Raw genomic sequence first — 248 nt, forward strand, 5'->3', positions numbered from 1 at the left:
CCACCTGCAGCCGCTGGTACACGCCGCCGATGACCAGCGGCTCCTCACTCCAGTCGAACTGGAAGGCCTCGCCGAGTTCGAAGCTCAGCGGCACGTAGGCGTCGCCCGTCGCGGCACTGCCCTGAGCCGCCCGCCAGGCGCGGATGTAGTCGGTCAGCCGGCTGTAGCCACCGCCGTAGCCCGCAGCCTTCAACTGCTCCAGCAATGCCTTGGCGCTGCGCCGCTCCTTCTTGGGCCGCCGGGCATCG

The 248-nt window shown here is 70.2% G+C and carries 1 pseudogene; it reads right to left on the reverse strand.

Annotation, left to right across the window (positions count from 1 at the left end):
* Positions 1-248, reverse strand: a pseudogene (locus ACG04R_RS28620) (IS21 family transposase); the annotation flags it as partial.

It is taken from the genome of Pelomonas candidula (assembly GCF_043555985.1).
Classification (GTDB): domain Bacteria; phylum Pseudomonadota; class Gammaproteobacteria; order Burkholderiales; family Burkholderiaceae_C; genus Pelomonas; species Pelomonas candidula.